Annotated in this window: 18 protein-coding genes; 16 read left to right on the top strand and 2 right to left on the bottom strand. The window is 43.2% G+C overall.

Annotated elements, in window-relative coordinates; genetic code table 11:
* Nucleotides 1–22: 22 nt before the first annotated feature.
* The 9 genes from RBB56_RS07260 to RBB56_RS07220 all read left to right on the top strand — a co-directional run bounded on the left by RBB56_RS07260 (nt 23) and on the right by RBB56_RS07220 (nt 14,255).
* The gene (locus RBB56_RS07260) at nt 23–1,375 is read left to right on the top strand and encodes a sulfatase-like hydrolase/transferase (RefSeq protein WP_306721712.1); all 1,353 of its coding nucleotides are present in this window, start codon (nt 23–25) and stop codon (nt 1,373–1,375) included.
* A gap of 363 nt (nt 1,376–1,738) precedes the next feature.
* A complete protein-coding gene (locus tag RBB56_RS07255) occupies nt 1,739–2,887 on the top strand; it encodes an anaerobic sulfatase maturase (RefSeq protein WP_306721711.1) in 1,149 nt (382 codons plus the stop codon).
* A gap of 291 nt (nt 2,888–3,178) precedes the next feature.
* A complete protein-coding gene (locus RBB56_RS07250; RefSeq protein ID WP_306721710.1) occupies nt 3,179–5,473 on the top strand; it encodes a hydratase in 2,295 nt (764 codons plus the stop codon).
* A gap of 540 nt (nt 5,474–6,013) precedes the next feature.
* A complete protein-coding gene (locus RBB56_RS07245) occupies nt 6,014–7,108 on the top strand; it encodes a hypothetical protein (protein ID WP_306721709.1) in 1,095 nt (364 codons plus the stop codon).
* A 55-nt stretch (nt 7,109–7,163) separates the two neighbouring features.
* Nucleotides 7,164–8,174, top strand: a complete 1,011-nt coding sequence (locus RBB56_RS07240; RefSeq protein WP_306721708.1) for a SpoIID/LytB domain-containing protein — start codon at nt 7,164–7,166, stop codon at nt 8,172–8,174.
* Between the two features lie 56 nt (nt 8,175–8,230).
* Nucleotides 8,231–9,121, top strand: a complete 891-nt coding sequence (locus tag RBB56_RS07235) for a M23 family metallopeptidase (RefSeq protein WP_306721707.1) — start codon at nt 8,231–8,233, stop codon at nt 9,119–9,121.
* 203 nt (nt 9,122–9,324) lie between these two features.
* Nucleotides 9,325–10,917, top strand: a complete 1,593-nt coding sequence (locus tag RBB56_RS07230) for a glycoside hydrolase family 9 protein (RefSeq protein WP_306721706.1) — start codon at nt 9,325–9,327, stop codon at nt 10,915–10,917.
* Nucleotides 10,918–11,043: 126 nt separating this feature from the next.
* Complete coding sequence (locus RBB56_RS07225) at nt 11,044–12,102, top strand: D-alanine--D-alanine ligase family protein (protein WP_306722110.1); 1,059 nt, start codon at nt 11,044–11,046, stop codon at nt 12,100–12,102.
* A 767-nt stretch (nt 12,103–12,869) separates the two neighbouring features.
* Entirely contained in the window at nt 12,870–14,255 is a 1,386-nt protein-coding gene (locus tag RBB56_RS07220; protein WP_306721705.1) for a UDP-N-acetylmuramoyl-tripeptide--D-alanyl-D-alanine ligase, read from the top strand.
* On the opposite strand, the gene RBB56_RS07215 is transcribed toward RBB56_RS07220, so the two are convergent.
* A complete protein-coding gene (locus RBB56_RS07215) occupies nt 14,252–14,992 on the bottom strand; it encodes a lysophospholipid acyltransferase family protein (RefSeq protein WP_306721704.1) in 741 nt (246 codons plus the stop codon). The two genes, RBB56_RS07220 and RBB56_RS07215, sit on opposite strands and share 4 nt — an antisense overlap.
* Before the next feature lie 266 nt (nt 14,993–15,258).
* On the opposite strand from RBB56_RS07215, the gene RBB56_RS07210 reads away from it, so the two are divergent.
* From RBB56_RS07210 to RBB56_RS07190, 5 genes are all read left to right on the top strand, one after another.
* Nucleotides 15,259–15,693 carry a protease complex subunit PrcB family protein gene (locus tag RBB56_RS07210; protein WP_306721703.1) on the top strand — a complete coding sequence of 145 codons (435 nt, stop codon included), beginning with the start codon at nt 15,259–15,261 and terminating at the stop codon, nt 15,691–15,693.
* A 55-nt stretch (nt 15,694–15,748) separates the two neighbouring features.
* Entirely contained in the window at nt 15,749–17,023 is a 1,275-nt protein-coding gene (locus RBB56_RS07205; RefSeq protein WP_306722109.1) for a dihydroorotase, read from the top strand.
* A 52-nt stretch (nt 17,024–17,075) separates the two neighbouring features.
* On the top strand, nt 17,076–17,858 hold the full coding sequence (locus RBB56_RS07200; RefSeq protein ID WP_306721702.1) for a dihydroorotate dehydrogenase electron transfer subunit: 783 nt from the start codon (nt 17,076–17,078) through the stop codon (nt 17,856–17,858).
* Nucleotides 17,859–18,058: 200 nt separating this feature from the next.
* Nucleotides 18,059–18,967 (top strand): dihydroorotate dehydrogenase, encoded by a 909-nt coding sequence (locus RBB56_RS07195; protein ID WP_306721701.1) that lies wholly within the window; start codon nt 18,059–18,061, stop codon nt 18,965–18,967.
* Nucleotides 18,968–19,082: 115 nt separating this feature from the next.
* Entirely contained in the window at nt 19,083–20,645 is a 1,563-nt protein-coding gene (locus RBB56_RS07190) for a DUF3794 and LysM peptidoglycan-binding domain-containing protein (RefSeq protein WP_306721700.1), read from the top strand.
* A gap of 61 nt (nt 20,646–20,706) precedes the next feature.
* Here RBB56_RS07190 and RBB56_RS07185 read toward each other — a convergent pair whose 3' ends face one another.
* Nucleotides 20,707–21,309, bottom strand: a complete 603-nt coding sequence (locus tag RBB56_RS07185) for a hypothetical protein (RefSeq protein ID WP_306721699.1) — start codon at nt 21,307–21,309, stop codon at nt 20,707–20,709.
* Between the two features lie 412 nt (nt 21,310–21,721).
* On the opposite strand from RBB56_RS07185, the gene ispE reads away from it, so the two are divergent.
* Nucleotides 21,722–22,594: a 4-(cytidine 5'-diphospho)-2-C-methyl-D-erythritol kinase gene (gene ispE, locus RBB56_RS07180; protein WP_306721698.1), complete on the top strand. Its 873-nt coding sequence runs from the start codon at nt 21,722–21,724 to the stop codon at nt 22,592–22,594.
* Nucleotides 22,595–22,630: 36 nt separating this feature from the next.
* Nucleotides 22,631–23,314 (top strand): GntR family transcriptional regulator, encoded by a 684-nt coding sequence (locus tag RBB56_RS07175; RefSeq protein WP_306721697.1) that lies wholly within the window; start codon nt 22,631–22,633, stop codon nt 23,312–23,314.
* The last annotated feature ends 42 nt before the right edge of the window (nt 23,315–23,356 follow it).

Here is a 23,356-nt window from a genome sequence, read left to right as displayed (position 1 = left end):
AGAAAGGATATGATTATTAAGGATGAAAAAGCCTAATATTTTGTTTTATTTTTCGGATCAGCAAAGATGGGATACGATAGGCTGCTACGGTCAGCCTCTCAATATCACACCTCGCTTGGACGAGTTGGCAAAAGAGGGAGTGGTTTTCGAAGAGGCATATACGCCGCAACCTGTCTGCGGACCTTGTCGTGCTATTTTCCAGACGGGATTATATCCTACACAGACAGGATGCTATAAGAATGGAATCTCTCTGCCGGAGGATGTAAAAACGGTGGCTGATTACATGTATGAAGCGGATTATGACTGTGCTTATATCGGGAAATGGCATTTGGCCAGCGATGATAAGGAGAGCATAAGGCCCGAAGTGGATTATTCAACAACAGCTATCCCTCTGGAAAAAAGAGGCGGATATAAAGGTTTTTGGCGCGTATCGGATATTCTGGAATTCACTTCTCACGGTTATGACGGCTATGTATACGATGAAAATATGCAAAAATGCGAGTTTAAAGGTTATCGGGTAGATAAGATTACAGACTATGCGCTGGAATATCTGGATCAGTACGATGAGGAAAAGCCCTTTTTTATGACCATTTCCCATATTGAACCCCATCATCAAAATGACCGCAAGCATTACGAAGGTCCCGATGGCTCAAAAGAGGAATTCAAGGATTTTATACTTCCCGGAGATTTAGAGGCCCTCGGAGGCAATGCGAGGGAAGAATATCCTGACTATCTTGGTTGCTGCAAGAGTCTGGATGATAACCTGGGGAGACTTATCGATAAGTTAAAGGAGAAGGGACTATACGAGAATACGATTATCGTTTATGCCTCGGACCATGGTTCCCACTTTCAGACGAGGAATACGGACAGCCATTTAAACGGCGGTGATGATTATAAAAGATCCTGCCATTCCTCCGCCCTGCATGTTCCTTTGATTATTGCAGGTCCGGGCTTCCGGGGAGGTAAGCGTATTAAAGACCTTGTAAGTACCGTAAGTCTTCCGAAGACCTTCCTCGCTATGGCAGGTGTTTCTGCCGGGGATGCCATGGTAGGTGAAGATCTGCACGGAGTGGCGGATGGCAACGTGGAAGGCAGAAGAAATGTTATCTTTGCACAAATCAGCGAAAGCCGTGTAGGCCGTTGTATCAGAACGCAGGACTATTTGTTCAGCGTATATGCGCCGAATAAAAATGGGTTCGAGTATGAGGATAGCGATGTCTATGAGGTAGATTTCCTGTACGACCTGAAGAAAGATCCTTATGAGCTTAACAATGTAGCCGGTGAGGAAGCGTATCGGGAAGTTGAGGAAGAGATGAAAGGTCTTCTGTCGGAGGAATTGAAGAAGGCAGGAGAGAAGGCGGCGACGATAGTGTGAGGTGGAGTTATTATTCATCCATCAACATCACAAGGTGTTTTTGTGAGGCTTCTGGGTTGATTGACTATAGTTGCCGCCACTTCACACCTAAGAGTGTCTAAGGGAATAGGGAAGGGAGTCGGGGATATGCGGAAACGCCCCTGCCTCGCTTTCCTGTTTTTATGGCTATTCCCTAAGAATGCACTAAGGTGTGTTAAGGCGTCGGCCCATAGTCAATCAATCCCGGAATCCGCTCTACGCTGCGTGGCGGTGTGGGGTGTTGCTACTATGTTCTCATATGTGATAGGATAAGGAATGATGAACATTAGTCTGTACAACTAAGATGATGAGAGTGACCGAATAACGATAACAAGGAGGAACCACATGCCAGCCCTACAACTTTTGATCAAACCGGCTTCAGGCCTGTGTAACATGCAATGTAAATACTGCTTCTATTCAGATATCACAAGCAAGCGGGAAACAGCTTCCTATGGCATTATGACTTTGGAGACATTGGAAGAGGTAATAAAGAAGGCGCTTTCTTATGCCGATTATACGTGTGGATTTGCTTTTCAGGGGGGAGAGCCTACTCTTGCAGGCCTCGATTTTTTTAAGTCTGTTGTCGATTTGCAGAAAAAGTATAATGCAAAAAACCTTAACATACAAAATTCCATTCAGACGAATGGATATATCATAGACGAAGAATGGTGTCGTTTTTTTCATGACAATCATTTCCTCGTAGGGCTTTCGGTAGATGGGATTAAGGCAACGCATGACAGCTACCGGAAAGCGTCAGGGGATAAAGATACCTTTTGGCAGATTATGAATGCAGCCTCTTTGTTTAAAGAAATGGAAGTAGAATATAATATTTTGACGGTAGTTCATAGAAAGACCGCAGCCAAGGTGAGGAAAATCTATGAGTTTTATAAAAAGAATGGATTTTCTTATCAGCAGTATATCGCATGTCTGGATCCTGTATTCGAAAGACAGGGGGAGGAAGAATATTCTTTGACACCCGAAGCCTATGGGGAGTTTTTGAAGGAATTGTTCGATTTGTGGTATATTGACTTACAGTGGGGACGTCAGCCCTACATTAGGCAATTCGAGAACTATGTCGCTATTTTAATGGGGTATCAGCCGGAGAGCTGCGAGCAGAGGGGAACATGCGGCATTCAGTATGTGGTGGAGGCTGATGGTGAGGTATATCCTTGTGACTTTTATGTGCTGGATGAGTATAAGCTGGGGAACTTAAAAGAATGCGATTTTCCGGATATCGATGAAAGAAGAAAAGAAATTGAGTTTATTCAATCTTCCTTTAATCACGATGAAGAATGCAGAAGATGCCCATATTTTTCCTTGTGCCGAGGCGGATGTGCAAGACATAGAACAGAGCTTTCCGACAGGGAAGACCCTTCCAAAATGGAAGGTAAGAGAAATTACTTCTGCCGATCTTATCGTATGTTTTTTGAACATAGCGCGGACAGGCTTCAGGATATTGCATATAAAATAAAAGAAAAGGAAAAAGGCAGATAGTAATCATGTGGGTGCGCTTGCAGGTGCCAAGGTGAATGAAAAGATTCCAGAGAAGCATATGAACAAACTCTTCCTTGCTCTAATGATTGTTATTATGGGAATTAATATCTATAATATTTACATGTTCCTTATATAACGGACGGTTTATTTATCGTTGCATGTATTGCTTTTTTCCCTTATAATAAAAAAGATTGTAACTATTCAGTAGGTCTGTGCATTTGCTGCGCTGACCGTAAGAATACTGAGCTGTTACGGATAATTGACAGATAAGATGAAGAGGAGGATACCAGCATGATACAATTACATAAAGCTGGTGCTTATTTACTTAACGGAACGGAACTGATTCCAGATGATGTACAAGCACAGGCGGCAATCAAGAGCAAGATCGGAAAAGAAATAAATAAAGAAGATGCAGCGAAGGAAACGATTGCTTACGGTATTTTACAAGAGCATAATACTTCCGGCAATATGGATAAGCTGAAAATTAAATTCGATAAATTAACTTCTCATGATATTACTTTTGTGGGAATTATACAGACAGCGAGGGCATCAGGGCTTGAGAAATTCCCTATTCCCTATATACTGACGAACTGCCACAACTCCCTTTGTGCGGTAGGCGGAACGATTAATGAAGATGACCATATGTTTGGTCTATCCTGTGCGAAGAAGTACGGCGGCGTATACGTACCTCCCCACCAGGCGGTAATTCATCAGTATGCAAGGGAGATGCTTGCAGGCGGAGGACGTATGATTCTTGGATCGGATTCCCATACCCGCTATGGTGCGCTCGGTACGATGGCGATGGGGGAAGGCGGTCCGGAGTTGGTAAAACAGCTTTTGGAGCAAACTTACGATATTAACATGCCGGAAGTTGTGGGTGTTTACTTGACAGGAGAGCCGGTAAAAGGCGTAGGACCTCAGGACGTGGCGCTTGCGATTATCGGTGAAGTATTCGCTAATGGTTATGTGAAGAATAAAGTGATGGAATTCGTTGGACCCGGCGTGGCATCCTTAAGCGCTGACTTTAGAATAGGCATTGATGTTATGACAACAGAGACAACCTGCTTGTCCTCTATTTGGCAGACAGATAAAGAGATTGAAGAATTCTATGATATTCATGGCAGAAAAGAAGATTATAAAGAATTGAATCCGGGAGAGGTAGCATATTATGACGGGATGATTACTGTTGACTTGAGCAGCATTCGCCCGATGATTGCAATGCCGTTCCATCCGAGCAATACCTATACTATCGAGGAATTGAATGCGAATCTCGATGATATCTTGAATGAGGTGGAGAAGAAGGCTGTTGCCAGTCTGGACGGCGCAGTGGACTTCACTTTAAGAAATAAGATAAGAAACGGAAAGTTCTATGTGGATCAGGGAATCATCGCAGGTTGTGCAGGCGGTGGATTCGAGAATATATGCGCAGCAGCGGATATATTGAAAGGTTCCTATATCGGTTCCGATGGATTCACCTTAAGCGTGTATCCGGCATCCCAGCCTATTTATATGGAACTGGTTAAAAATGGCTGTGCGGCGGCCTTGATGGAGACAGGTGCAATTCTTAAGACAGCTTTCTGCGGTCCTTGCTTTGGTGCAGGTGATACACCGGCAAATAATGCGTTCAGCGTTCGTCACAGTACGAGAAACTTCCCGAACAGAGAAGGTTCTAAGCTGCAAAGCGGACAGATTTCCTCAGTAGCTCTTATGGATGCGCGTTCAGTAGCAGCTACGAGCGCTAACAAAGGAATACTGACTGCGGCAACAGATTTTGATGGAGATATCGGCAAATATAAATATCACTTTGATTCCAATATTTACGCTAACAGAGTATTCGATTCCAAGGGAGTTGCCAATCCGGAAGAAGAAATACAGTTCGGCCCTAATATTAAAGATTGGCCGCAGATGGGCGCACTCCCGGAGAACTTGGTACTTCGCGTTGTTTCCGAGATTCATGACCCGGTAACTACAACTGACGAGCTCATTCCTTCCGGTGAAACATCCTCTTATCGTTCCAATCCTTTGGGACTTGCAGAATTCACCTTATCCAGAAAGGATCCTGCTTATGTAGGCCGGGCGAAAGAGATGAAGGAAGCGCAGGACGCCGTAATGGCAAGGACATGCCCTCTGGATGCGAAACCGGAATTAAAACCGGTGATGGCAGTAATCAATAAAACTTATCCTGAAGTAGGAGAAGGAAATATAGGCTTCGGTTCCACGATCTTCGCGGTAAAGCCGGGAGATGGTTCTGCCAGAGAACAAGCAGCCTCTTGCCAGAAGGTATTGGGAGGATGGGCGAATATTGCCAATGAATATGCAACGAAGAGGTATCGCTCGAACCTGATCAACTGGGGGATGCTTCCTCTCGTAATAGATGAAGATCATAAGAAGCTTCCGTTTAAGAATCTGGATTATATCTTCCTTCCGGATATCAAAAAAGCGGTAGAAGAAAAAGCGGACGTAATTGAAGCTTACTCGGTAGGCGAAGGAGAACTGACAAGATTCGAGCTTTCTCTTGGAGAGTTGACCGATGAAGAACGTCAGATTATCTTAAAAGGCTGCTTAATTAATTATAATAGGGTTTAATGGATTTTTCTTGATAAGGTAAAGTATTCTCATGCATATCCGATATAAAAGGTATAAAGGTCAAATCTTTGATTGTTAATTCTCCTTTTATATTATGATGTGGGCAAGTAATTGCGAAACGATTAAGTTGTGAAAATTCCATACACAATAAATATAGTTTTTAAAAGAAAGATTATATGAAAGTTTTCCATGCTCTGGTTATGCTATGCACTGCGCTAAGCCATAACAAGAAGCCTTTTCAGCAGAGGCTTCAAGGCTTTCTATGTCTCAGCTCCGTAGCAAAAAATCGCTTGGAAAATCTTTCATACAATTCTTTCAACTTTAAACTTAGCGAATTGTGTATGAAATTATAAAGTTTACCCCGTTTCGCAAATGCGTATATAACGTGAGACCAAGGATGGTATTTGTTTATAGCTGTAAGACAGCTAGGCGGATACCATCCTTTTTATATACTTGTTGCAGAATAAAAGTCTCTTGAGGAAAACACATTTTTTAAGGGGAAGAAGATTTGAGGATAGTTGAAAAAAGAAGGGAGATAGTATGATTATTAGTTCCTCGAGTGTAGGAATGGAGTCCGCAAGAAATTATAGTTCTTATATGTCAGGGAAGACGAGTGTTATTCGCCTTGTAGGGGAAGCCACAGGTGTGGGCGGTGGCGTACTGCTCGGTGGTGCCTTTGGTAAAGGAGTACAGGGAGAAGGAAGGGAACAAACAGCACAGGAGCGTAAGAAAGAGCTGCAAAATAAGCTTCAGGAAATGAGTTCTAATTCAAAAGTGAAAAGGCCTTCTCATCTGCAGAATAAGAGGGATGCATTAAGTACGGTCAGGGAGACCTGTATGCAGTATCTTATAAAACTCTTCTTTGGTGAGACTAAAAGATGGGATTACAATGAAATGTTCACCGGGATACGCAACATGCAAGGCGCATCTTCAGGACCTGTCACGGAGGTTCTTTATTATCAGCGAGAGATTTATTATAGAGAGGAAGAAAGCACTAGTTTTTCAGCCGAAGGTACTGTTATTTGCGCGGATGGAAGAGAACTGCGCTTTCAGATGGATATCGGAATGAGCCGAAGTTTCTCGGCATATTATGAGGAAAATTATGTGCAGATACAGACGAGGATGTGTGACCCGTTAGTGATTAATCTGGAGGGGAATATGGCACAGATGGAGGATCAGACCTTCTTTTTCGATATTGATGGGGATGGAGTATTGGATGAGATTTCCAAACTGAATAAGAAGAGCGGTTACCTTGCCTTCGATAAAAACGGAGATGGCATCATTAATGATGGAAATGAGCTGTTCGGAGCGAAGTCCGGCAATGGTTTTCAGGATTTGGCAGCTTATGATTCCGATGGCAATGGATGGATCGATGAAGCGGATGATATTTGGGAGAAACTATGTATTTGGGTCAAAGATGAAAACGGAGATAAATGTTATAAATTATCTGAGAAAAAGATAGGAGCTATTTGCTTGTCCAATATTTCTACTGATTTCTCCTTAAATAATGAGAGGAACGCTGTGAATGGGATGATACGGCGAACCGGACTTTTCTTGTATGAAAATGGAGGAGCAGGAAGTATACAACATTTAGATGTGGCGCATAAGGATGCCCACTTAGACGCATCCTGCTGAAAATTGCATGTATAGAAAGAGGATATCCTCACATACAATAGGGTAGAGGTGTCCCATGAGAAAATACAAAGCAGCAGGGTGGAAATCAAGACAGAAAATAAAGAGTCAGATAGAAAGTGGAAGAATCGCACACTCGCCGGATTTTTGGGATATGGGTGCGGTTCTTCTGTTTGTGTTGTTGATTCCGTATATCATATCCTTTTTCTTCGGAAATGTGGAGTCAGAATATGTGAAGGATAGAAATGAAACGACGGGATTTATGGTATGTAATACGACGGCGGCAGGAACAGAGCGGATGCCTATGGAGACTTATCTTATGCTTCGCTTGCCTGCGACAATCGATATGAATTACGAACCGGAAGTTCTAAAGGCGCAGGCCGTAATTCTTCGGACAGAGCTTATGAAGGCATATGAAGAAGGCACAGAAAAGGAAGAACAGTATATTTACATGAGAAGTAATATTTTGTCAGCAGATGGTGAGGAGTATGAGAAGAGCCGGAAAGCAGTTGAAGAAACGAAGGGAATGTATATGGCATATAATGGGAGCCCCATACGAGCCCCTTATTTTGCCGTCAGTGCAGGAAAGACGAGAAATGGAAATGAGGCATTTAGAAGTGAGGAATATCCTTATTTAAAGTCTGTGATGTGTGAAAGAGATTTTATGGCAGATGGCTACATACAAACTATACAAATAAATGAAGCAGTATTTTGGGTGAAGCTTAAAGAACTATACCCGGAGTTCACAAGGGAAGCGGGAAAGGGTATAGAAGAGCTGCTTCAGATAGAGCGTGATAAATCGGGCTATGTCACAGAGCTTATCTTTGGAAATATGATGGTATCGGGAGAAGCGTTCCGACAGGCTTTTTCCTTGAACTCTGCCCATTTCACATTGGAGGAAGAAAATAATACATTTATAAATGACACAATTGTTATCAAAACAAAGGGCATAGGACATGGGGTAGGATTTTCTCAATATGGAGCAAATGAGGCGGCAAAAAAAGGAAGCGATTTTATAGATATCTTAAACTATTTTTTTACTGACATTGTGATGGAAAAAACTGAATAAAGAATGCGAAACAGGCAAAACTATCGGTGAGGATAAAAACTTTAGGAGGAATCGATATGAGAAGAAGAAATAGAAACAGCGCAAGACGGGAAAAAACCATTATGCTGTTCTCATCGGTATTTGTGCTTACAGCTCTCACAGTGACAGGTTTGTTTGTAAGAGGAAGAAGCGAAGAGAAGAACGATGGATATGTAGTTGATTTCAGCGCAATAGAAAATGAAACGAAGGATCTGACGGATGGTAATGATGTGACAGGAGCAAAGGATATTGAGCAGAATCTGGTCACTTCCGATGATTTGGACTATGATCCTTATTTTCAAGAGACGAATTCGAATGGCGTAGAAAACGAACAGGAAATGGAAGAAGAGAATAATACGGACGATAAGACGAAGAAAGATACAGAGGAAAATAAAGATAAAGAGAAAAATGACAAAAATGAGGAAGGAATGTTCGATGAGACAATAGACACGGCGCGTCTTGAGCAGATGGAGGATACCATGGCAATTGCAACCTCCATTCAGCCCGCACTGACATTCAGTGACGGAGACAGTCTATCTTGGCCCATTGTTGGTAATATACTTATCAATTACAGTATGGACAAGACCATATATTTCCCAACATTGCAGCAGTATAAATACAATCCGGCCATTATTATCTCCGCAGTAGAGGGTGAAACGATTACCGCGGCGGCATCCGGAAAGGTTATTAGTGTATTCTCTGATCCTGAGATAGGAGATGGAGTTGTAGTGGAACTTGGTAACGGCTATGAGCTTACCTACGGACAGCTGAAAGATATTACAGTATCGGAAGGTGGTTACGTGAACAAAGGAGATATTATAGGCAGCGTGGCGGCACCTACGAAATATTATATTGTGGAAGGATGCAATGTCTACTTCAAGCTCACAAAGAACGGAATTCCTGTCAATCCGATGACAAAACTAAGTTAATATGTAAGTGCTGTGCATAAAGGTTACAGTTTAGTAGAAGGCTGAACTGAAACAATATGAAAATAGATAGAGGCTCACTACTCTTTGGAGATTATGAAATATAAAAAGAGGGTGGGTCTTTACCTTGTCCTGGGTTCGGGGTATAATTTGAAAAAAGGTAACAGTGAGGGTACTGAACAGTTACACTGGAAGGATAAGAGAAAATGCAGTTAAGGCATTTAGGAGTGATCGGACTTTTGGGGATTGCATGTTTGATGGGATGCAATGTTATAAATAGTGAATATGAGACGAGGAAGAACGAGATATCGGAGATAGAAGGAGAGGGGGAAGAAGCGGAAAGTCTCGGGCTCGTACCGGAGTTTGATTATGAGATGCCGGTAAGCCGTCCGGGGATTCTGGTCAATCAGACAGGGTATTTACCTACCGGGAAAAAGGAAGCGGTATTTCGGGGCGATAAACTGCCGGATCGTTTCGAAGTTGTTGATGAGAATACGGGAAACGTGGTGTTCTCCGGTGTGGTAGAGGAGAAAGACTTCGATGAGAAAACGGGGGAGTATAGTGGCTATGGTGTTTTCGATGCGCTGGCTCAACCGGGAGATTATTACATACAAGCGCCTATTCTTGGACATTCCTACTCCTTTCGTATAGAAAAAGAGATATATACCAATGCCTTCGAGCTTGCATGCCGTCAGTATTATTTCAGCAGATGTGGGATAGAATTAGAAAAGGAATGGGCAGGGGAGAGGGCTCGCAGTGCTTGCCACACGGGGACTGTTGTATCAAAGGAGGAAGCCGGTGAACAGATAGAGATAAAAGGCGGATGGCATACGGATGGAGACGACTCCAAAGATGTGGTAAAAGGAGGATCGGTAATGGCCGACCTTCTATTGGCATATGAGTTATATCCTGAGGTATTTTCAGATGGGAGCGGTATTCCTGAGAGCGGGAATGGAATTCCGGATATTCTGGATGAGATAAAATATGAAATGGACTGGCTGCTAATTATGCAGAACAAAAGGACAGGCGGCGTATACTCGGGGATTGTGAATGGAAAAGAAGGTGATAATGTTCAGGCGCCCGGAATAAAAAGTGTTATGGAGCCTATTTCTTTGGAGGCGACGGCTTTCTTTGCGGCAATAGCAGCAAAGTTTTCTTATATTTATGAGGTCTACGATGCCGACTATGCGAAGGAGTGCCTGCGGGCAGCGGATAAAGCATGGCGTTATGTGGAAGGTGAGAGGGGAATAGAAGATGTGGAACAGCGATTTTTTGCAGCGGCTGAGTTATATCGTGCATCCGGATATAGTTCCTACAAAAGAGCAGCGGAAGGATATTTCGGGAAAAATATATGGGAAGAGATGGATGATGATTATATATTCTGGGGCTGTACCACGTATATATCTACGAAGCGGAACGTAGATATTACTATATGCGGCAATGTGACGAAGAAGTTGATGGAAGATGCGGAGAAGGTATCTCAGGCTGCCAGAGTGAGTGGATATCTTGCGCTTGGAAACGGTGAACCGGATAATAATGGGCAGCTTCTTCATAGGATGACAAGGCTTGTGGTAGTGGATCATATTATTGCCAATCACGAATATGAGACGCTCATAGAGAATCATTTGCACTACTTTATGGGATGTAATGCTCAGGCGATTAGTTATATAGATGGAGAGGGTGATAATAATTATAAAGATATCGATACTGCCCTCGGTATTATGCCCAGGCAGGAGCAGAATGCCAAGCTGATTTTTATGATGAGCGAAGTGATAAGTTGGCGAAGGGCTGTGGAATAGTAGCTGTGAACAGCAACGGAATAGCATCTTTTGCAAATATATAGGCAATTTATCCGTTTCATATGGGAGAAATTGGTGCTATGCTATATAGAATAGGGTAGAATGGAGAAAGGCGGTAGAAGACCTATGAAAGTAGTGGTGTTGGCGGGAGGAATCAGCACGGAAAGAGATGTATCCTTAAGTTCCGGGAGAATGATATATGAAGCACTGAAAAGGAATGGTCATCAGGCTATCCTTCTTGATGTATATTTAGGATATGAAAAAGATGATGTGGATGAGATATTCCACAAGGAAGAGGATTGGGCGAAGGAAATCGGAGCTGTGGGTGAAGAAAATCCTGATATTGAGGCGATAAAAGCCCTGCGTATCGATGGCGAAAAGAACTTTTTTGGCCCTAATGTGATTGCTATTTGCCAAGCAGCGGATATGGTATTCATGGCTCTGCACGGGCAAAATGGTGAAAATGGAAAGATACAGGCTTGTTTTGACTTAATGGGAATTCGATATACAGGAACGGACTATGTCAGTTCTGCCCTTTGTATGGATAAAGGGCTTACGAAGGAACTGCTCGATTACCATGGAGTGCCTATTCCCCGGGGAATCAGTTTGAAAAAGGGAGAGGACATGAGGAGCGTACCTTTTCCATGTATTGTGAAGTCTTGCAATGGAGGCTCAAGCGTAGGCGTTTGTATTGCGAATAATGAAACGGAATATGTGGCAGCACTTGAGGAAGGATTTCGTTACGATGATGAAGTAATTGTGGAGCAATATATTATAGGAAGAGAGTTTTCTGTAGGCGTGATCGACGGTAAGGCTCTGCCCGTTATAGAGATTGCACCTCTTCAAGGATTTTATGACTATAAGAATAAGTATCAGGCAGGAAGTACGATAGAAACATGCCCAGCCCTCCTTTCCGTGAAAAAAACGGAAGAAATGCAGCGGATGGCGGAGGACGCCTTCCGCATACTTCGTCTGAAAAACTATGCGCGCATGGACTTTATGATGAACGAGAAGGAAGAACTTTTCTGCTTGGAGGCGAACACCCTTCCCGGAATGACCCCAACGTCCTTGCTGCCGCAGGAAGCACAGGCGGAGGGAATTAGTTTTGAACAATTGTGCGAGAAAATTATGGAAAATGCTCTGGGGCATGGTAATTGTGAAGCTAAGTCTTTCAAAGGAGAATGATTTTTGGGGTCTGTGTAGGAATTTCGCTTGGCAATTTCCTTTTACTTCTACGCAATACGGTTGTATTTTCTAAATGAAACGTGATGGGTTTGTAGGCGACCGGGGCGGAAGCGAGGTGCTTCCCTGTACCGCGCTTCCTAAACACCGCATCCGTGCGGTGTTTTCCCTGGACGTTTTAGTGTTTCATTAAGAAAATGAAAACCGTTTGCGAAAGGAAGTAAAAGGAAACAGCCAAGCGAAATTCTGCCAAGACTATTTAGCTAGTTATTAAGAGGCGCGACTTCAAAATAAATGCCGTTGTGGAAGTAAGACGCTTAGTAAGCTGATAATTTATTTTATAAACCTTAAGAATCAACAAAGAGTATCTTAACTACCGTTACCTAAAACAGTGAAAATAAGAGTTTGTGAAATGCGATAGCTATGTTAATTCCACATATAATTTCGTAGTGTAAATGAAGGGATGGGGGCGTCTGTGTTCGTTGAGATTCCTGTAAGCGAAAGGCTAGCATTTTCTTAATGGAATCGAGAACACCAAGGGCAAATGCCACAAGGATGTGGCATTTAGGCAGGCCGGTACAGGGATGTACCTGCTGCCGCCCCGAACGCTATCGGATATCCAACGATTCCATTTAGAAAATACAGCCTTTGCGCCCGGAATCCCAACAAATACAGACGCCTTCATTCCGTTCGTCAACCTACAAATTATCCTTCTGGTTTTCACAATTACCAATATATATTTTATCCGCGAAAGGAGAAGTAACACAGAAATGAAAAACCTTACATTACAAAGAATTACAGAAGCCTGCAAAGGTGAACTGTTTCATTTTGATAGTTCCTCCGACCGGGAGGTATCCGGCGTAGTGTTGGATTCCAGACAGGTAGAGGAGAATTTTCTCTTTGTTGCTACGAAAGGAGAAAGGGTTGACGGTCACGATTTCATTGCACAGGTAATGGAGAAGGGAGCAGCCGGTGTAGTGTGCGAGAAGGCTCCTGAACCGGTGAACGGTCCTTATATCCTTGTGAAGGACTCTTTTCAGGCACTTAAGGATATTGCGGAATTTTATAGGAAGCAGCTTACGATAAAGGTTATAGGGGTGACGGGAAGCGTGGGTAAGACGAGCACGAAAGAGTTCATCGCCTCGGTTCTTTCGGTAAAATATAAGGTACTTAAGACGGAAGGAAACTATAATAATGAGGTTGGGCTTCCCCTTACGGTCCTTAAGATACGGGACCATCATGAGGCGGCAGTTCTGGAGATGGGAATCAGCGATTTCGGTGAGATGCATAGGTTGAGTAAGGTGGCGAGACCTGATCTTTGCGTGCTGACCAATATTGGTGACTGCCATTTGGAAAACTTGAAATCCAGAGAAGGGGTCTTAAGGGCTAAAACAGAGATTTTTGACTTTATGAACGAAGAAGGAGTTGTCTGCCTAAATGGTGATGATGCTATGCTTCGTACGGTCGAAAAGGTGAAAGGGAAAAAGCCCTTTTTCTTTGGTCGTTCTTCTTCCAATGACATGTATGCGGATAAGTTGGAGAATAAGGGATTGTTTGGAAGCAGTGCAGTAATCCACATGGAAGAGGGGGAATTGACTGTGGATATCCCTCTGCCCGGAGAGCATATGTTGTACAATGCGCTGGCAGCAGCCTGTGTAGGAATTCTATGCGGACTTACGAAAGAAGAAATTTGTACAGGGATTGCAGAGGTTAAGCCGGTAGGCGGCAGAAGCCATATTATACGTCTTGAGAATAGAGTGGTTATCGATGACTGCTATAATGCCAATCCGGTATCTATGTGTTCCGCTTTGGATTTACTTTCCAGCGCGCTCACAAGAAAAGTAGCGATACTCGGTGATATGTTTGAGCTCGGGGAGAATAAAGAGAAGATGCATGAGAAGGTGGGACATTATGCGGTAGAGAAGGGAATCGATGTCATTATATGTATCGGTGAACTATCGGTGCATATGTATGAAAATGCCTGCAAAACGCTGGAAGAATCCGAGGATAAAAGCATACAGATTCATTATTTCCCGGACAAGAAAGCATTTTTCGGGAAAATCTCCAGTATTCTGCAGGCAGAAGATACAGTTTTAGTAAAGGCTTCTCATGGAATGGCCTTTGAAGAAATCGTAAAAGAGCTGGAAAATGATTAAATGTTGTAATGCTCCTTGTTTTTAAAATAAGTGTCTTTGATTATATTTTGAACGTAGACACCTACAAATTTCTTCTCTTCTTTTAACATATCTTTGATATAGATAGGTTTGCCGTATTCGAGGATCACATGTGCTTTTTTGATTTTAGGCAGATGATCTTCGAAAATGGCAGCGGCATTATTGATAGACATGGGGATAATGGCGCAACCTGACTTCTCAGCAATCTTAAAGCTTCCCTCATGGAAGGGAAGGAAGGTGTCATTCACCTTGTTTCTTGTTCCTTCGGGGAAAATACAAATAGAAATCCCCGATTTCACCTTTTCAATTCCCTCTAAAATGGTTTTTAAGCCCTGTTTAATATCCTGTCTGTCCAGAAAAAGACAATGTAAATTTTTCATCCAGTGAGAGAGTAAAGGGATTTTAATCATTTCCCTTTTGGCGATATAACCGGTTGGGCGCGGAACTCTTGTATAAGTGAGAAGAATATCGAAATAGCTCCGATGATTACCCACATATAAAACAGGTTCATCGGTGGGGATGTTCTCTTCTCCGATTACGGTTACGGTCACACCTGCGATCTTTAAACACATTCTGAATGTCCAGTTAACAATAGCGAGGGAACTTGTATTTTTCTTGTCCATATTGAATTTGCCGAGAATCCATTCGGCAATTAGAAGCGGAATGCTGAATATAAGGAATAAAATGACGAAAGAGGCAACGCCGATAAAACGAATCATAATAGTGTATCCTTCCTGCTATTGAAATTTTTATAACTGTGAGTTTAGTGAACAGTTACATTCTTTTAATATTTTTTATGTATAACGTATTTATTATAGCGGACGGCTTTTTATTAAGCAATAGGAAAAAAGAGTTGTAGAAGGAGAGGAATAGTCGCCTATGCTGGGAAATAGAATAGAGTAAAGAAAGTATGACCTTTTTGCAGTTCGGATGAGAAAATATGCGTTATGGATATGCTCAACGAGCGCAGGGAAGGAGCTTGGAAATGAAGAAATGCTATATAGTAGGTGTGATTGCCGCCATCGTGATGGTTGCCAGTTTATGTGGTTGTGGAGGCGGGACGAAGGATATGAACCGGAAGATTAAGGATATAGAATTCACGGTAATAGGGGAGGATAAACTGCCTGAGGAATTGAAGATGATTATCGATGAGAAGAAGGAGAAGGAATTTAAAATTACCTATCAGGACAATGATTTCCTCTATATCTGTGTCGGCTATGGAAAACAGGACACCGGGGGATACAGTATAGTAGTAAAAGACTTATATCTCACAGGCAATTCTGTATATGTGGATACGAATCTTATCGGACCTGAGGCAGAAAACAGGGAATTGTATCAAGCCCAAGAGTCGGAAAGTGCATCCTATCCATATATCGTTATAAAAACGGAATATTTTGATAAGTCGGTAGTTTTTGATTGATTGTTATAGGAAGAATGCGATATACTATGTAAAAAACAGGGATATGGAGAATGAAATGCTTCTGATAAAAAATGGTTATGTGATTGACCCGAAAAACGGCCGGGAAGGCAAGATGGATGTTTTAATCGAGGATAAGAAAATTGTGAAAATATGCCCGGAGATTTCGTTACAGGAGGCCGGAGAAGGCGTTCGTATCATAGAAGCAGCGGGAAAAGTAGTGGCTCCGGGGCTTGTGGATGTGCATGTGCATTTCAGAGACCCGGGGTTTACTTATAAAGAGGATATTTCTACAGGCGCGGAGGCGGCGGCCAAAGGAGGCTATACTACAGTAGTGCTGATGGCCAATACTAAGCCGGTGGTGGACAATGAGGAAACGCTTGCATATGTGCGGGAAAAAGGAAAAGAAACAGGAATTCATGTGGAGACTTGTGCGAATATAACGATGGGAATGAAAGGACAAGTCCTTACGGATATGGAAGGATTAGCTGCAAACGGGGCAGTGGGATTTACAGATGATGGCATTCCCCTTCTGGATGAGGAGATTGTCAAAGAAGCTATGAAGAGGGCAAAAAGACTTGGAAAACCCCTTAGCTTCCATGAAGAGAATCCGGCGTATATTAAGAATAATGGTGTGAATGCAGGAGCAGCCGCGAGACATTATCGGATTACGGGATCGGAAAGAATGGCGGAAATCGATATGGTAAGGCGTGATATTGAGCTTGCGAAAGAAACCGGGGCAGATATTTCCATTCAGCATATTAGTGCAAAAGAGGCAGTGGAGCTTGTGCGTGAAGCGAAGAAGACTCATTCTAATATTTTTGCGGAGGCTACCCCGCATCATTTTACATTGACGGAGGAAGCGGTCATCATACATGGAACTTTGGCTAAGATGAACCCGCCGCTTCGGGAGGAAGAGGATAGACTTGCTATTATAAAGGGCTTACAGGATGGGACGATCGATATGATTGCTACGGATCATGCTCCTCATAGTGAGGAAGAGAAGGCAAGGTCCATTACGGAGGCACCCAGTGGGATTATCGGTTTGGAGACAGCTCTTTCCCTGGGCCTTCGGGAATTAGTGGAGAAGGGATACCTTACGATGATGGAATTAATGGACCGGATGGCCTACCGACCGGCTAAGCTCTACGGTTTGGAAGCCGGATATTTGGAGGAAGGCGGACCGGCCGATGTGGTGATTTTCGATAAGGAGGAAATCTGGAAGGCGGAAACATATGCATCCAAGTCCTCCAACACTCCTTTTACAGGGGAAGCTATGCCCGGCAAGGTATACTATACGATTTGCGGAGGAGAAATCGTTTATTCGATATAGTGTACCGCAACGAAACGAGCAAAGGAAAAGCAAAAATACGGAGGATAGATGGATGAAGAAGGTGAAAACGAAAGTTATTTCCCAGACAGAGATAGCGGACGATGTATATGATATGTGGATAGAGAGTGATTTGGCAAATACAGCAAAGGCAGGTCAGTTTATCAGCGTATATCCCCATAATGAAAGCACGCTGCTTCCAAGGCCGATCAGTATTTGCGAGGTGGATGGTCCGGGTAATCGTCTGAGAATTGTATATCGTGTGGCAGGAAAAGGGACGAAGGAGTTGTCTCTTTACCATACGGGAAGAAATATTAGGATTCTGGGGAATCTGGGTAATGGTTTTCCTCTGGAAGAAGCGGAAGGAAAACGAGTTGTTTTGATGGGCGGAGGCATCGGCATACCGCCTATGCTGCAACTTGCTAAGGAATTGAGAAAGGAAGGGAAGGCGAAGGAGATTACGATGGTTGCCGGTTACCGAAATCATCAGCTTTTCCTAAAAGCAGATATGGAGAAGTATGCATCCGTATATGTGGCTACAGAGGATGGCAGCGAAGGAACGAAAGGAAACGTGCTGGATGCGATGGCTGTCAATCATTTGGAGGCAGATGTGATTATGGCATGCGGTCCCATGCCGATGCTTCGGGCAATAAAAAGATATGCGGGGGAAAAAGGTATTAAAGCTTATATTTCTTTGGAAGAGCGTATGGCCTGTGGTGTGGGCGCGTGCCTTGGCTGTGTCTGCAAGACAAAAGAAAAAGATTGGCACTCTCACGTTAATAATACGAGAATCTGTACTGAAGGTCCGGTATTCGATGCGCAGGATGTGGATATCTGAATTAAAGTTACTGTTCACAGCTCCGCTGCGCCCAGCAACAGAATGCACACAAAATGCAAAGAACTGCACTTTGGCGCCTGAAGCACTCGTAAAATCGCATAGAAATGCCAAGATAAAGCATTTGGCATCGTGATTTTGACTTCGCGGAATAGTGGCTGTGAACAGTAACGAATGAAATACATTAAAAGAGAGGGTATGGTATGAATACAAAGGTAAAAATAGCGGGAATCGAGTTCAAGAATCCGGTGATGACGGCATCGGGAACTTTTGGCTCCGGTATGGAATATTCGAGATTTGTAGATTTGAACAGGCTGGGCGCCGTGGTGACGAAGGGAGTGGCGAATGTGCCATGGGAAGGTAATCCTACGCCCCGCATAGCGGAAACTTACGGCGGAATGCTCAATGCCATCGGATTACAGAATCCGGGAGTGGATGTATTTATTGAGAGGGATTTACCTTTCTTAGAAAGATATGATACGAAAGTTATTGTCAATGTTTGTGGAAAAACGGTAGAGGATTACCTGGATGTTGTGGAGAAGCTTAGTGATACGGCGGTGGATATGCTGGAAATTAATGTTTCCTGCCCGAATGTAAAAGAAGGAGCCATAGCCTTCGGACAGCAGGCGGATTGCCTCTATGATATTACTTCTCAGATTAAGAAGAAGGCAAAGCAGCCTATTATTATGAAGCTCAGCCCTAATGTGACGGATATCGCGGAGATGGCAAAGGCAGCAGAAGCGGCAGGAGCCGATGCACTTTCTATGATTAATACGATTACAGGGATGAAGATAGATATTCATAAGAGAGCGTTTGCGCTGGCGAATAAGACCGGAGGGTTATCCGGCCCGGCTATTAAGCCGGTAGCTGTGCGTATGGTATATCAGGCATCCCAAGCGGTGAAAATTCCGATTATCGGAATGGGCGGAATTGCTGATGCGGATGATGCTATTGAATTCTTACTGGCAGGAGCTGCTGCGGTGGCTGTAGGTGCGATGAACTTCGTGAATCCTTATGCGACGGTAGAAGTTGTAGATGGTATCGAAGCATATATGAAAAAGTATGAGATAGAAAATATTACAGATTTAATCGGAACTGTATCTGAACTGTAACTTTAAAACTCGTTAAAACAACAGGAATAAATGACCTCCGTGTGCAATACAATTACTATAAGTAAACTTGATTAAAGTTTAGTAATGGTGATGGAAGCGATACGGAGGTGTTTTTGTGGAATTAGTAAGGAAAAATATACATATGGACCGCATAAAAAGTCAAGCGGCAACTCAGATTACATTAGAAGATGATATTAATATTTCCGATTCCAAGCCGGATGCGGGCAAGCTGATTTATGATAGAGGATGTGTTTCATTTGACGAGGTGAAGGTGTCGGAAGATCATGTGACTGTCAAAGGAAAGCTGACGTTTGCGGTAATGTATTTGGCTGAGGGAGAAAGCATGATTCCTTCTTCTATGGAAGGCTGCATCCCCTTTGAAGAACAGGTTTATATGGAAGGAGTACAAGGCGGAGATAGTGTAAAGGCAAAATGGGATCTGGAGGATCTTACCATTGGATTGATTAACTCCAGGAAGCTGAGCGTACAGGCGCTTATTACCGTTAGGCTGACATCGGAAACTATGTGCGATGAAGAAACGGCGGTGGATTTGTATCATGAGGAGCCGGTGGAATATAGGAAAAAGCCTCTGGAAGTGCTGCAAATGGCAGTGAAAAAGAGAGATATTTTCCGCGTTAAGGAAGAGATAGAGATTCCGCAGAATTATCCGAATATTTTCCAGATCATATGGCAAAGCGTGGATGCAGAGCGTGTGGAATGCAGACCTTTGGAAGAAAAAATTTCCATACAGGGTAATCTTTCTGTTTTCTTTCTCTATGAGGGTGAGGGAGAAGAAAGTCCGGTGAGGGCCTTCGAAGCGACGGTGCCTTTTAGCGGAATGATAGAATGTCATGGAAGCAGTGAAGGAATGGTTTCGGACATCGAGCATTCCATTGGAAATATGGAAGTGGAGATTCGGCCGGATTTTGATGGAGAACAGAGAGTATTTGCAATTGAGCTCGTGTTAGATTTGGATATCGATCTCTATGAGGAAACGAGACTTGATATTTTAAGTGGTATTTACGGTGTGGTGAAAGAAGTAGAGGCAGTAAGCAGACCGGCACAATTCCGGACTTTCTTAGGAAGCCCGGGCGGTAGAACAAAGGTGAACGACCGCATGAAGCTTCAGGGAACGGATACTCATATGATGCAACTGCTTCATAGTGAAGCGCAGGCAAGAGTTGAGAGCAAAGAAGTTGTAGAAAACGGTATTCATGTAAAGGGTGATTTGCAAGTACAGACACTTTATTTAAGTAGTGATAGTAAGGTCCCATATGGTACGGTAAAGGGAATCTTCTCCTTCGATTATACGTTGGAAGTGCCGGACATTAACGCAAATAGTATCTATAAAGTAGATGCGGACGTAGAGCAAATGACGACTTCCATGATCGATAGCGATGAAGTTGATATAAAAGCAGTTGTTTCGCTTAAAGGGACAGTATTCGGTAATCGAACAGAGGATATCGTAACAGATGTGGCCGTTTCGGAACTCGATATGAATAAACTCAATGAACTTCCGGGAATTGTTATTTATGTTGCTAAGGAAGGGGATAGTCTGTGGGATGTAGGGAAGAAATATTATGTACCGATTTCCCAGATTAAAGAGACGAACGAAATGACCAGTGAGGAAATAAAGGCGGGCGATAAACTGCTTATTGTAAAAGGAATTACAAAATAAAAAAATGGGAAAGTGTGTTCATTACGCTTTCCCATTTCAATTTAATTCAAACTGTTAGTATTTAATTAGATTCCGGAGCTTTGGACTTCTCCACGAGTTGGTCGAACTTGTCCATAACAGCCTGATAAGTTCTCTGGCTGATGTCCGGCAGCTTCTTGCCCCATGTCTTTGTGGCCTGATCGAAGCCTTCTTTGAAGGCATCGCGCATTGCTTCGATTTTACTCGGGTCTCCTCCGGTCAAAGCAGTTGCAAAATCGACGATGCGGCTGGAAGTCTGATCCACGCCCCAATAGCCGTCATCGGCGATATCCTTCTCCGCCTGTGCCTTTACGGCAGGATCTACGGTGAAATCACCGCTTGCGAGAAAACTCCAGATACTGTCTGCTTTTCCTAAAGTCTTACCTTGATTAGCCATCATCTGTTCTACAAGGCTCTTAAACTGTGAAAGGCGGGCATCGGCATCCGCTTTTAATTTAGCAATTAGTTCAGTATCTTGTTTGTATACCTTTTTGGTGCTTTCGTTAGCAGAAGGCTCATAAATTACGCCATTGTTGTTTTCTTCCTTCGTTACTTCCTTATCATTGCCTTTTTTTGAAGCGGTGCTATATGTATTGTTGTAAGCATCGGCAGCGCTTACTCCGCTTGTAATTCCATTTACGCCCATCGTAAAACCCTCCTTGGTTGCATGAGATTGAATAGTAAAAAATAAAACTGGGAATTATTCCTGATTTGTTATATATATCGTCTAGTTATGCTCATTTGCTTAGAGCATAAACTGGATTTTCCCAAATTTACGATGTGTTTTTATGTTATCCTTATCTTATTTGGCGGATTTTTCGACCGGTACGGTGAATAGTAACGAAATTTTCACATACTGTATCTTGTATAAGAGATGCCATATTTATACCGTAAGCATTGACGAACGCATACAGATTACATATAATTAAGTACAATATGTGTATACAAAAGCAACGATTCAGTAGGTCTGCGCATTTGCTGCGCTGACTGTAAGAATACGTGGGGAAGACAAGTGAGGGTAGTGAACTGTTACATATAAAATGCAGATGGAGTAAACGATGGATACGATTACGAGAAAAGCTTACGCAAAAATTAATCTGGGGTTGGATGTCATAAGGCGCAGAGAAGATGGATATCATGAAGTAAAGATGATTATGCAGTCCATCGGCCTGTATGATACGCTTACTTTTCATAAGAAAGGTGAGCCGGGAATTACGTTGGTTACCAATAAGGAAGAGCTGCTGGGAGATGAGAATAATTTAGTCTATAAGGCGGCGAAGCTTTTGGTGGATAATTATAGCATAAAAGAAGGAGTGTATATTACTCTGGAGAAGAGAATTCCCATGGCGGCAGGTATGGCAGGAGGCAGCACGGATGCGGCTGCAGTATTTCATGGGATGAACGAGCTATTTTCCTTAGGACTTACCATTGATGAACTATGTGCGCTTGCTGTGAGGATCGGTGCAGATGTTCCCTACTGCATACAAGGTGGTACTGCTTTGGCAGAAGGGATTGGAGAGAAGCTCAAACAGCTTCCCGGGATGCCGGATTGTTTTCTGCTGATTGCGAAGCCGGATATCGATGTATCCACGAAGTTCGTATATGAGAACTTGCACGCGGATTATCTGACGGATCATCCGGATATCCATGGGATGATAGATGCCCTGGAGGCAGAGGACTTAGATGGAATTGCGGCGAGAATAGAAAATGTTCTGGAAACGGTAACGGTAAAGGAATATCCGCAAGTGGACAAAATCAAACAGTTTATGAATGCGAATGGAGCGATGGGGGCGCTGATGAGCGGGAGTGGACCTACTGTGTTCGGTATTTATTCTACGCAGGAGAGAGCACAGAAGGCGAAGGAGGGATTAACAAAAGAGGGGTTGGCAAAAGAGGTATATGTTACTGTTCCGGTAAATAATCGGGACTAGAGGAAATGGGGCGAATAGGAAAGGCATGGTTACGATATGGGCAATAATTTTCAAGTAAGTATGGATGAATTCTTGCCACTGAGGGATGTGGTATTCAATACACTGCGCAAGGCGATACTGACCGGAGAACTGAAGCCGGGAGAACGGCTGATGGAGATTCACCTTGCCAATAAGTTAGGAGTCAGCAGAACCCCGATACGGGAAGCGATTCGTAAACTGGAACTGGAAGGTCTGGTTATCATGATACCCAGAAGAGGGGCAGAGGTAGCACAGATTACGGAGAAAAGTCTTAGGGATGTACTGGAAGTGCGCCGTGCTCTAGATGCGCTCTGTGCGGAGCTTGCCTGTGAGCGTATCACAGAGGAAGAGATGGAGCATTTAAAGGAAGCTTGCAGAGAATTCGAAGAGGCGGCGAAGACTAAGGACCTTACGATTATTGCCAAAGCGGACGTGGCTCTGCATGATATTATAGTGAAAGCTACGGGCAATCAGAGGCTGGTGCAGCTCGTTAATAATCTGGCGGAGCAGATGTATCGTTATCGCTTTGAATATATTAAGGACGAAAGTCAGCATGAGAGGCTGATAGAGGAACATAGAATCATATATGAGAGTATTATGAACAAGGATAGTGAGGCAGCAGCAAAGGCAGCAATGCTTCATATCGATAATCAGGAAATATCTATTATTAAGCAGATACGCTTGGAAAACAGACAGAAATAAAGTAATAGCTATTCAGTAGGTCTGCGCATGTAACTGTGAAGG

The organism is Kineothrix sp. MB12-C1, assembly GCF_030863805.1.
Classification (GTDB): domain Bacteria; phylum Bacillota; class Clostridia; order Lachnospirales; family Lachnospiraceae; genus Kineothrix.
This window is presented reverse-complemented; position numbering and strand designations above follow the sequence as displayed.